Genomic DNA, 10,051 nt, shown 5'->3' with positions numbered 1-10,051 from the left:
CAAGCAATCTATTGTATTCACTGATAAAAGTACTTCCTATGTTGATATATCTAATTATGTTGAAATATATGTGACTAAAAAATCAAGCAAAGCAACCACAAAGGAGACATTGCGATGGGTTCATATATTTATAAGTAATGCGAAACGAAACTTGTTAGGTAATTACCACAAAATCAAAGGCAAATATCTTCAATTATACTTAAATGAATTTGTATACAAGCTAAACAGGCGATATTTTGGAGAACGATTATTCGATAGGGTGATTATAGCTGCTATAACAGGAAATCAGGTATAAAAACGGATATACATTCTAATTTATAATATTATATTTTTCTCTAACAGTGCATACTGTACTAAAAAAATTAAGATAAATATATAAAAAACGCCTATATTCTAAGGAAATACGCTTACTTATCATAGGCTTATTATATAAAACTATAAAAAAGGAGGCCCTCTATAATGTTGATTTAAGAATAGCTTTTTTAAAATGAAAGATTGTAATGAAAATAAAATCTTATTGCTATAATAAGTAATTGTATAAGAGAGCTTTATAAGAGAAGGCGAAAGATATGGAGAAAAGAAATATATAATTTTCTGTGCTTATGCCTTATAAATATGTGAGTGATGATTACACTTATTTAAAGAACAAAGATTATTATACTGAGGAGACTTATTTTGATTTTGATAAAATGAATAATTCTCTTTTAATGAAAAGCTACCTACAGGAAATAAAACTCTGCATAATAGCACTGCTGCTAATATGAAAGAACAAAAAACTTTGATGTTATTACTCCTATATATTTTCATAAATAACAGTGGCAAATATATTATTTTAGTTATAAATATGAAAATATTTTTATTTTTTATTTGAAATCAATGCTGTAAAATGAAACCATTACAAGGTGCTAAACAAATAATTCCTATATACTTTTTATTTTTGTTAAATTTTATAAAATAATTAATAACAATATTTTAAAATATCATATCTAATTCCTCTATAATTTGAACAAACAATAAATTTATAATCATATAGATATATCGAAATCGTCTCATTTTTTTTTATATATCATGTATTTTTAGTAAACCACATTTTATCTCTTTCAAGGATCAAAAAGCTATCAAAATTATTCGTAAATAATCCGCCCGTTCCTAATCCCTGAGGCATTTTGTTGTTTTTAATATAGGTATATTGTGCTATGGCGTTAAGTCCAATATTGCTTTCTAAGGCAGAAGTAATCCACCAACCTGATCCATTTTGCTCCACAATACTGATCCATTCATCAGTACCAGAAAAGCCACCTACTAATGATGGTTTTAGGATAATATATTGTGGTTTAATGGTCTCAATCAGTTGTTGTTTAGCTTCTGTATTATTTATTCCAATCAATTCTTCATCTAATGCAATTGGTGTAGGCGTGTTTAAGCATAAGTTTTGCATATGCTCTACTTGTCCCGCTTTAATTGGTTGCTCTATGGAATGTATATCTAATGCTGCCAACTGCTCTAAAACCCGTTGAGCGTCCTCGAAGCTAAAAGCACCATTAGCGTCTACTCTTAGTTCTAAATCTTGCTTTGGAAATAGTTGTCTTAATTGTTTCAATATTGCTTTTTCCTCTTCCCAACGGATTCCAATTTTCAGTTTAATACATGAAAAACCTAATTTTAATTTATCCTCAATTTGAGTTTTCATATACTCCGTATCGCCCATCCATATTAAGCCATTAATGGTAATAGATGCTTCGCCTTGTGTAAATTCTGAAGGAAAATATAGCGTTCCACCATATTCTAAATTTTGCATGGCTTGTTCGTAACCTATCCAAATGGAAGGATAATCTTTTAAAGCGTTTTGAAGTAATGTTCTATCTTGATCGATATTTTCGCATAACCAATCTAGGCGTTGTTCATAGTCTGGGACATCATCACAACTCAATCCTCGGAATAGTCCACACTCGCCAATACCTTTACGATGCCCATCGGTTATTTCTAAAATATAGGTGTCTTTAGTCGTCAAAACACCCCGCGAAGTACCGCCGGGTGTTTTAAATTTTAAAGTATAAAGTTGATAGGTGGCTTTCATTAAGATTCTTTATTTTGTGCCATAAAAGATTCCGCTTTTTCTACCATATTATAACTACCACAGAAGAATGGCACACGCTGGTGCAACTCTGTAGGTTCTATTTCCAAAATTCTTTCAAATCCGTTAGATGCTTTACCGCCCGCCTGCTCCGCTAAAAATGCCATAGGGTTACATTCATAAAGCAATCTAAGTTTACCATTAGGCGCTTGCGAATACGATGGGTAAATGTAAATACCTCCTTTTATCATATTTCTATGAAAATCCGAAACTAAAGAACCAATATATCTTGAAGTGTATGGACGATCGCCTTCCTCCATTTGGCAATATTTTAAATAATCTTTTACCCCTTGTGGAAACTTAATATAATTTCCTTCGTTGATAGAATAAATTTTCCCTTGTTTTGGAAAAGTCATATTGGGATGAGAAAGATAATAAGTTCCTAAACTTGGATCTAATGTAAAGCCATTAACGCCATTTCCCGTAGTATAAACAATCATGGTAGAAGAACCATAAACCACATAGCCCGCTGCCGCTTGGTTAACTCCTTTCTGTAAGAAATCCTCTAATTGTACGGGCGTACCAGGCTCAGTTACCCTTCTATAAATAGAGAAAATAGTCCCCACTGATACATTAACATCAATATTTGAGGAGCCATCCAACGGGTCTATCAGCACCACATATTTACTTAGATGACCATTCTCACCACTTTTAATTTCTATAAAATCATCGCTTTCCTCAGAGGCAATTCCACAAACCACTTCTCTTTGTGATAAAGCATTAATGAAAATATCATTGGCAAGAACATCTAGTTTCTGCTGATCTTCCCCTTGTATATTGGTATTGCCTGCTTTTCCTACAATATCAGCAATCCCTGCTTTATTCACTTCTCTGTTAACTACTTTAGAAGCCAATCTAATTGCACTTAGCAACCTAGACAGCTCTCCAGTAGTATACTGAAAGTCATCTTGTTTCTCAATAATAAATTCTCCGAGTGTTTGTAATGGTTGTTGTGACATTTTTACTTTTTTTGTTAGTGTCGCAAATTTCGTAAAAAAGTTTTAATTATACGATATAATATCCACTCAAATCAATAGTCGTTTTTGAATATGGATTTTATGTTGAGTACAGCTGCTAAGCAATATTTATTAACAAACGACTATTTTTAGGTAGATTTCTTTTGTGGAACGCGAAAAAAGTTTATATTTGCTCATCTTAACAAATATTTAACATTTATAATATGGATACAACAATGCAAAAGAAGAAAGGGCATCCTGCGGGATTGTACCTCCTATTTTTTACTGAAATGTGGGAGCGTTTCAGTTATTATGGTATGAGAGCCATTCTCATCTATTACCTTACTAAAACTTATATTCAAGGAGGACTTTCCATTGATCCAGCCACGGCAAGTTTAATCTATGGTAACTTTACTGGATTAGTGTACTTTACCCCGCTTATTGGTGGATGGCTTGCAGATAAATATATTGGACAGCGCCTTGCCATTACTATTGGTGGTATTACCATGATGTTGGGACAGTTTGCATTATTTGCTTTTAATACACATATAGGGCTTTATCTAGGTCTCTTCCTACTCATTATAGGGAATGGATTCTTTAAACCTAATATCTCTATTTTAGTAGGTAATCTTTACCCAGAAGGCGATGATAGAAGAGATTCTGCTTTCTCTATTTTCTATATGGGAATTAACCTTGGTGCTTTATTGGCTCCCATTGTGATTGGCATTTTAACCGAGGATATTTTTGCTAAAAAAGACGCCGCAGGCGAAATCATGACTTATGGTTATAAGTATGGATTCTTAGCGGCAGGTATTGGGATGCTTTTAGGTCAAGTCCTATTTAATGCTTTAGCTCAGAAATACCTTGGTAATATTGGTAAAAAACCTGAGAAGAAAATCGAAGTTAAAAAAGAACTAGAAGTGACTAAGGAAGAAATAGAGCATGGTAACGAACTTAGAAAAGTAGAAAAACAAAGAGTAAGTGTTATTTTCATTTTGTTCTTATTTGCTGTATTCTTTTGGGCAGGATTTGAACAAGCAGGTTCATCTATCGCGCTATATACAGATAAATTTATTGATAGATCCATCACATTACCATTTGTAGGTGATTATACCATTCCAGCATCATTATTCCAATCGGTTAACCCGTTCTTTATAGTGGTTTTAGCGCCGTTATTTGCAATGTTCTGGGGTTCTAAACTAGGTAAAAAACTAACAACGCCCGTTAAAATGGGATTAGGGATGGTTATTTTAGGTATTGGATTCTGGTTCATGCTTGGTGCCGTAGCAGAAAGAGGTGGCGATATACAAGATCCAGCTATTAAAGCAAGTCTTTGGTGGCTTGTAATGACTTACTTTGTACACACGATTGGTGAGTTATGTTTATCCCCTGTAGGACTTTCTGTGGTGACTAAATTAGCACCTGTAAGATTAGCTTCTGTATTAATGGCAGTATGGTTATTATCTTCATCTGTGGCCAACTTCTTAGGAGGATTTATTGCCGCTTATGTAGAAAAAATGGGAGCTGGACAAATCTTTACTTATATCTCAGGATTTGTAATTGCTTGTGGATTACTATTGATTCTATTGAGCAAATACATTAGTAAGATGATGCACGGAGTGAAATAGTTTCTAAATAATTGTGATATAAAAATAACCTTTTATATTAAAAAAGTCCCTTCCTAATATTTAGAAAGGGACTTTTATTTTGTCTTAATTTGAGAAACTTGCGAGTTCTTGTTTTTTATCGTTGTACAATCGGTACTCAAGATATTTAAACGAGTCTCTCGGGATGATGGTCACCCACTTTTTGTATTTAAAAAACCATTTGGCTTGTATGCTCATCAACCCTTTGGTAAGATAAGCTTCTACAAAAGGATGTGTATGAAGATACAACTTTCCTTTTTCTTTTTGCAATAGGGTTCTAATTACCTCAGACATACGCTCAACAATAACTACAGGTGCTAATATTTCGCCGTCTTTATTAGGATTCTCTTCTTTGGTTTCTATTACCGTAGTAGGTCTTACCCTTTGCCTTGTAATTTGAATCAATCCAAATTTACTTGGAGGTAAAATTTTATGACGCGCTTTATCACGCTTCATTTCATTTTTAAGATGTTCATAGAGCTCTCTTCTATGGTTGGCATCCCTCATATCAATAAAATCGACTACAATGATCCCCCCCATATCTCTTAGCCTTAGTTGTCTGGCAATCTCAGTAGCCGCCATTTTATTAACACTTAATGCGTGCTCTTTATTAGCTTGGGCGCCTTTGGTAATATTATTACCTGAGTTTACATCTATCACATGTAAAGCCTCTGTATGCTCTATCACAAGATAAGCCCCTTTGGAACTTGGAATGTTCACATGTTTACCAAAACTTTGCTTGAGCTGCTTCTCTACATTATAGTATTCTAAAAGCGGCGTATGATGCTCATAAAACTCTACAATGTTCTTTTTCTCTGGCGCTATTACATCGAGGTAATTTCTCATGCCTCGCACCATATCTTCGTCGTCGCAGACGATACTTACATAATCTGCATTGAATTTATCCCGTAGGATAGCAGACGCTTTGTCCTCTTCACTTAAGATTTTTGAAGGAACTTTGTGTTTTTGAATATTCTTAAAACAAGATTCCCATTTTTTTATCAATTGGTTCATGTCATTATGAAGCTCAGCTACTTTTTTTCCTTCTGCAACTGTTCTTATAATAACCCCGAAACCTTCTGGTCTAATACTTTCTATCAAAGTTTTTAGACGATCTTTTTCATTATTATCTCTTATTTTCTTAGAGATAGAAACCTTTTGATCAAATGGTATTAAAACAAGAAAACGCCCCGTAAGGGAAATTTGTGTAGATATCCTTGGACCTTTAGTCGAAATAGGTTCTTTAGTAATTTGGATGAGTACCGTATCGTCTTTAGCCAATACTTTATCTACCAAACCATCCTTTTCTATGTATTTTTCTATTGGAAAGTTTTTAAGGCTCGAATTATTTTTCTTTTTAGAAAGAACTTCGTTTAAAAACTTTTTATAGGTTAAATATTGTGGTCCTAAATCTTGATAATGAAGAAATGCATCTTTTTCAAAACCTATATTTACAAATGCAGCATTAAGGTTAGGTGCATTTTTTTTAATCTTACCAAGATAGATATCTCCAACTACAAACTGGTTATCTTGCTCTTCTTCGTGGAGTTCAAATAAGCGTCCATCTTCTATCAATGCAATCTTAGAAGCACCTCCCTCATTAGAAATTAAGAGTTCTTTCTTCATTCTAAAATTAAATTAATAGTGAAACAAAAATATAGTTGATGTTTTATACTCAAAAATAAAAACACCAACTATACCGCTTATGTCATTAAAAAGAGACGATAGACTATTTCTTTTTCTTATGTCTATTTTGTCTTCTTCTTTTTTTTCTTTTGTGGGTTGCCACCTTGTGTCTTTTTCTTTTCTTTCCGCTAGGCATAGTCGTTTATTTTTTATTGTTAATAATAAATTGATCTGATTATTTCTTTACAGGAACTTTAGTTTTCACCTTATCTGCAAAGGATTTAGAAGGTTTAAATGCAGGGATGTTATGTGCTGGAATTTCGATCGCTGTATTCTTAGAAATATTTCTACCTGTTTTAGCTGCTCTTGTCTTAATGATAAAAGATCCAAAACCTCTAAGGTATACATTATCACCTTCATATAGAGAATTTCTAATTTCTTGCATCAAAGCTTCTACCACTTTCTGCGTATCATTCTTCTCCATTCCTAACTTATTCGATATGGTATTTACCAATTCTGCTTTTGTCATGTCCTTTTTTGTTTTTATTTTTGGTGTGCAAATATATGATTTATTTTTGAAAACTAAAAAACAAAACCCTGATTTTCTAAACATTGGCACCAAAATTCTTAATTGGTACGATGAAAATGCGCGTGACCTTCCTTGGAGGAAATCCAAAAATCCTTACCTTATTTGGATTTCAGAAATTATTTTACAACAAACTCAAGTAAAACAAGGTTTACAACATTACTTAAATTTTGTAGAACGCTTCCCTAATGTAGAAAGTCTAGCAGCCGCAGAAACTGATGAAGTTTTACTCTATTGGAAAGGTTTAGGTTATTATTCTAGAGCATTAAACTTACATATTGCAGCTCAGCAAATCATGGATCAACACAAAGGTAAATTCCCCAAACATTACCACGATATTGTAGCCTTAAAAGGTATAGGGAAGTATACCGCTGCTGCTATTGCTAGTATTTGCTATAATGAAGTTTACCCTGCCATAGATGGTAATTTTTATAGAGTATTCTCAAGAGTGTGGGCAGATGATTTTGATATTTCTAAATCCAATGCTTTTAAATACTTTTCGAAATTAATAATAGATATAATCCCTGAGCATAACCCAGGCGATTTTAATCAAGCCATTATGGATTTAGGTTCAGAAATATGTAAGCCCAAGAATCCTGATTGTACGATATGTCCAATCAATGAAAATTGTTTAGCATACCAAACGGGGACAATGTTAAATTTTCCCGTAAAAAAGAAAAAAGCCAAGATAGAAAAAATGGAATTAGAATACTATTTTGTATTTAATCATTTGGAGTTTTTAATCAAAAGAAGAAATCAAGACTCTATATGGAAAAACTTGTATGAATTCTGTACTGCTATTCCAGAAGAATGGAAAAACAACTATACAATTGATACCCTTAAAGTTAACCACAAACTAACACATAAAAATGTAGACATTAGCATTCATTATATTAGATTAGAGTCCATTGAAAATTTCAAAAATTTTGCTCAAGAAAATGATTATAATATCGTAAATACAGAAACATCAGACAATTTATCATTTCCAAAGCCTTTAGAAAAAGCAATTAAAGTTTTCGAAGAGACGATTATAAATTGGTATCAATAACTTATTTATACATCAATCAAATAACTATAAACAAATGCTTTAAGTCATCTTAGTTTAAAGAAAAAGTAAATAAAACCACAATACTTTGCATGTCTTAGGAATATAAACGAAAAAAGCCTCAAGCTTAATACTTGAGGCTTTTCAAAAATAAAAACTGGCGGCGACCTACTCTCCCACTTTCGTAGTACCATCGGCGCTGGTGGGCTTAACTTCTGTGTTCGGAATGGGAACAGGTGAGCCCCACCGCTAAAACCACCCTAAAGGTCTTTATATGGATATTAAATAGAGATTAGAACTTAGAACTTAGAATTTAGTAGTTACTAACCTCTTTATCTAATGTCTAACATCTACAATCTAATATCTATTTTATCGGCAAATATACATCACAAAGGCAAAACCTTGGTCGCACTTATAAGTACTTTGCTTTTGGCATTATGCTTTAAGCTTATAGCAACTCTATTAGGCTATAAATCTACGGGTAATTAGTACTACTCGGCTATGCTGTTACCAGCTTTACACCTATAGCCTATCAACGTGGTCATCTCCCACGACCCTTAAAAGATGTCTCATCTTGAGGCAGGTTTCGCACTTATATGCCTTCAGTGCTTATCCTTACCAAACATAGCTACTCTGCGGTGCGCCTGGCGGCACAACAGATACACCAGAGGTTTGTTCAATTCGGTCCTCTCGTACTAGAATCAAGCCCTCTCAAACATCTAACGCCCGCAATAGATAGAGACCGAACTGTCTCACGACGTTCTGAACCCAGCTCGCGTGCCACTTTAATGGGCGAACAGCCCAACCCTTGGGACCTTCTCCAGCCCCAGGATGTGACGAGCCGACATCGAGGTGCCGAACCTCCCCGTCGATGTGAGCTCTTGGGGGAGACTAGCCTGTTATCCCCGGAGTACCTTTTATCCTATGAGCGATGGCCCTTCCATACGGAACCACCGGATCACTATGTCCTGCTTTCGCACCTGATCGACTTGTAGGTCTCACAGTCAAGCACCCTTATGCCATTACACTCTACGCACGGTTACCAAGCGTGCTGAGGGTACCTTTGAAAGCCTCCGTTACTCTTTCGGAGGCGACCACCCCAGTCAAACTACCCACCACGCAATGTCCTCGTTTCCGAGTTAGGCTCTAAGTAAACAAAGGGTGGTATTTCAACAACGGCTCCACATACACTAGCGTGCACGCTTCATAGCCTCCCACCTATCCTACACATTGTTTACTCAAAGTCAATACGAAGTTATAGTAAAGGTTCACAGGGTCTTTTCGTCCCATTGCGGGTAATCGGCATCTTCACCGATACTACAATTTCACCGAGCTCGTGGCTGAGACAGTGCCCAGATCGTTACACCATTCGTGCAGGTCGGAACTTACCCGACAAGGAATTTCGCTACCTTAGGACCGTTATAGTTACGGCCGCCGTTTACTGGGGCTTCAGTTAATGCCTTCGCTTACGCTAAGCACCTTCCTTAACCTTCCAGCACCGGGCAGGTGTCAGACCCTATACAGCATCTTTCGATTTAGCAGAGTCCTGTGTTTTTGATAAACAGTCGCCTGGGCCTCTTCACTGCGGCCTCCCCGGAGGGAGGCGTCTCTTCTTCCGAAGTTACGAGACTATTTTGCCTAGTTCCTTAGCCACGACTCACTCGAGCACCTTAGGATTCTCTCCTCGACTACCTGTGTCGGTTTTGGTACGGGTTGCTTCACTTCGGCTTTTCTTGGAAGCACTTTCCCTACAACAACTTCGCCCGTAGGCTAGGTCTCAACTATTCCGTCAGTCTTCAGTAAGTACGGCACTCCGTCCCCTTTTTAGTGTGAGCAAGTATGGGAATATTAACCCATTGTCCATCCACTTCCCCTTTCGNGTGCGCGTTAGGTCCCGACTAACCCTCAGCTGATTAGCATGGCTGAGGAAACCTTAGTCTTTCGGTGAGGGGGTTTCTCGCCCCCTTTATCGTTACTTATGCCTACATTTTCTTTTCTATAAGCTCCACAATACCTCGCGATACTGCTTCTGCGCCGATAGAATGCTCTCCTACCGAT

7 protein-coding genes and 2 rRNA genes are annotated in these 10,051 nt (G+C 35.7%); 3 read left to right on the top strand and 6 right to left on the bottom strand.

The features are described from left to right. On the top strand, window positions 1-295 hold a 295-nt coding region (locus tag C237_RS0109145; protein ID WP_018676198.1), incomplete at its 5' end, for a transposase. A gap of 771 nt (window positions 296-1,066) precedes the next feature. Here the strand turns inward: C237_RS0109145 and C237_RS0109140 are convergent. Further along, window positions 1,067-2,077, bottom strand: a complete 1,011-nt coding sequence (locus C237_RS0109140; RefSeq protein WP_018676197.1) for an o-succinylbenzoate synthase — start codon at window positions 2,075-2,077, stop codon at window positions 1,067-1,069. Beyond that, window positions 2,077-3,093, bottom strand: coding sequence for a class 1 fructose-bisphosphatase (gene fbp, locus C237_RS0109135; RefSeq protein WP_018676196.1), 1,017 nt, complete (start codon window positions 3,091-3,093; stop codon window positions 2,077-2,079). The genes C237_RS0109140 and fbp overlap by 1 nt, the downstream gene beginning before the upstream one ends. Window positions 3,094-3,314: 221 nt before the next feature. On the opposite strand from fbp, the gene C237_RS0109130 reads away from it, so the two are divergent. Further along, entirely contained in the window at window positions 3,315-4,718 is a 1,404-nt protein-coding gene (locus tag C237_RS0109130) for a peptide MFS transporter (RefSeq protein WP_018676195.1), read from the top strand. Between the two features lie 84 nt (window positions 4,719-4,802). Here the strand turns inward: C237_RS0109130 and C237_RS0109125 are convergent, their stop codons facing one another. Then, window positions 4,803-6,362, bottom strand: coding sequence for an Rne/Rng family ribonuclease (locus tag C237_RS0109125; protein ID WP_018676194.1), 1,560 nt, complete (start codon window positions 6,360-6,362; stop codon window positions 4,803-4,805). A gap of 235 nt (window positions 6,363-6,597) precedes the next feature. Then, on the bottom strand, window positions 6,598-6,891 hold the full coding sequence (locus C237_RS0109120) for an HU family DNA-binding protein (protein ID WP_018676192.1): 294 nt from the start codon (window positions 6,889-6,891) through the stop codon (window positions 6,598-6,600). 46 nt (window positions 6,892-6,937) lie between these two features. On the opposite strand from C237_RS0109120, the gene mutY reads away from it, so the two are divergent. Continuing rightward, the gene (mutY, locus tag C237_RS0109115) at window positions 6,938-7,996 is read left to right on the top strand and encodes an A/G-specific adenine glycosylase (RefSeq protein ID WP_026315607.1); all 1,059 of its coding nucleotides are present in this window, start codon (window positions 6,938-6,940) and stop codon (window positions 7,994-7,996) included. A gap of 152 nt (window positions 7,997-8,148) precedes the next feature. On the opposite strand, the gene rrf is transcribed toward mutY, so the two are convergent. Beyond that, window positions 8,149-8,256, bottom strand: a 5S ribosomal RNA gene (gene rrf / locus C237_RS0109110). Window positions 8,257-8,457: 201 nt separating this feature from the next. Beyond that, a 23S ribosomal RNA gene (locus tag C237_RS0109105) occupies window positions 8,458-10,051 on the bottom strand; the annotation flags it as partial.

Source organism: Riemerella columbina DSM 16469 (genome assembly GCF_000374405.1).
GTDB classification, from domain to species: domain Bacteria; phylum Bacteroidota; class Bacteroidia; order Flavobacteriales; family Weeksellaceae; genus Riemerella; species Riemerella columbina.
Note: the sequence above shows the minus strand (reverse complement) of the source record. Positions and strands in the feature narration are given on the sequence as shown.

Bases quoted from the DNA above. Each gene is read 5' to 3' on its own strand.
- C237_RS0109140 (WP_018676197.1), bottom strand. From the start codon at position 2,077: ATGAAAGCCACCTATCAACTTTATACTTTAAAATTTAAAACACCCGGC.
- fbp (WP_018676196.1), bottom strand. From the start codon at position 3,093: ATGTCACAACAACCATTACAAACACTCGGAGAATTTATTATTGAGAAA.
- C237_RS0109130 (WP_018676195.1), top strand. From the start codon at position 3,315: ATGGATACAACAATGCAAAAGAAGAAAGGGCATCCTGCGGGATTGTAC.
- C237_RS0109125 (WP_018676194.1), bottom strand. From the start codon at position 6,362: ATGAAGAAAGAACTCTTAATTTCTAATGAGGGAGGTGCTTCTAAGATT.
- C237_RS0109120 (WP_018676192.1), bottom strand. From the start codon at position 6,891: ATGACAAAAGCAGAATTGGTAAATACCATATCGAATAAGTTAGGAATG.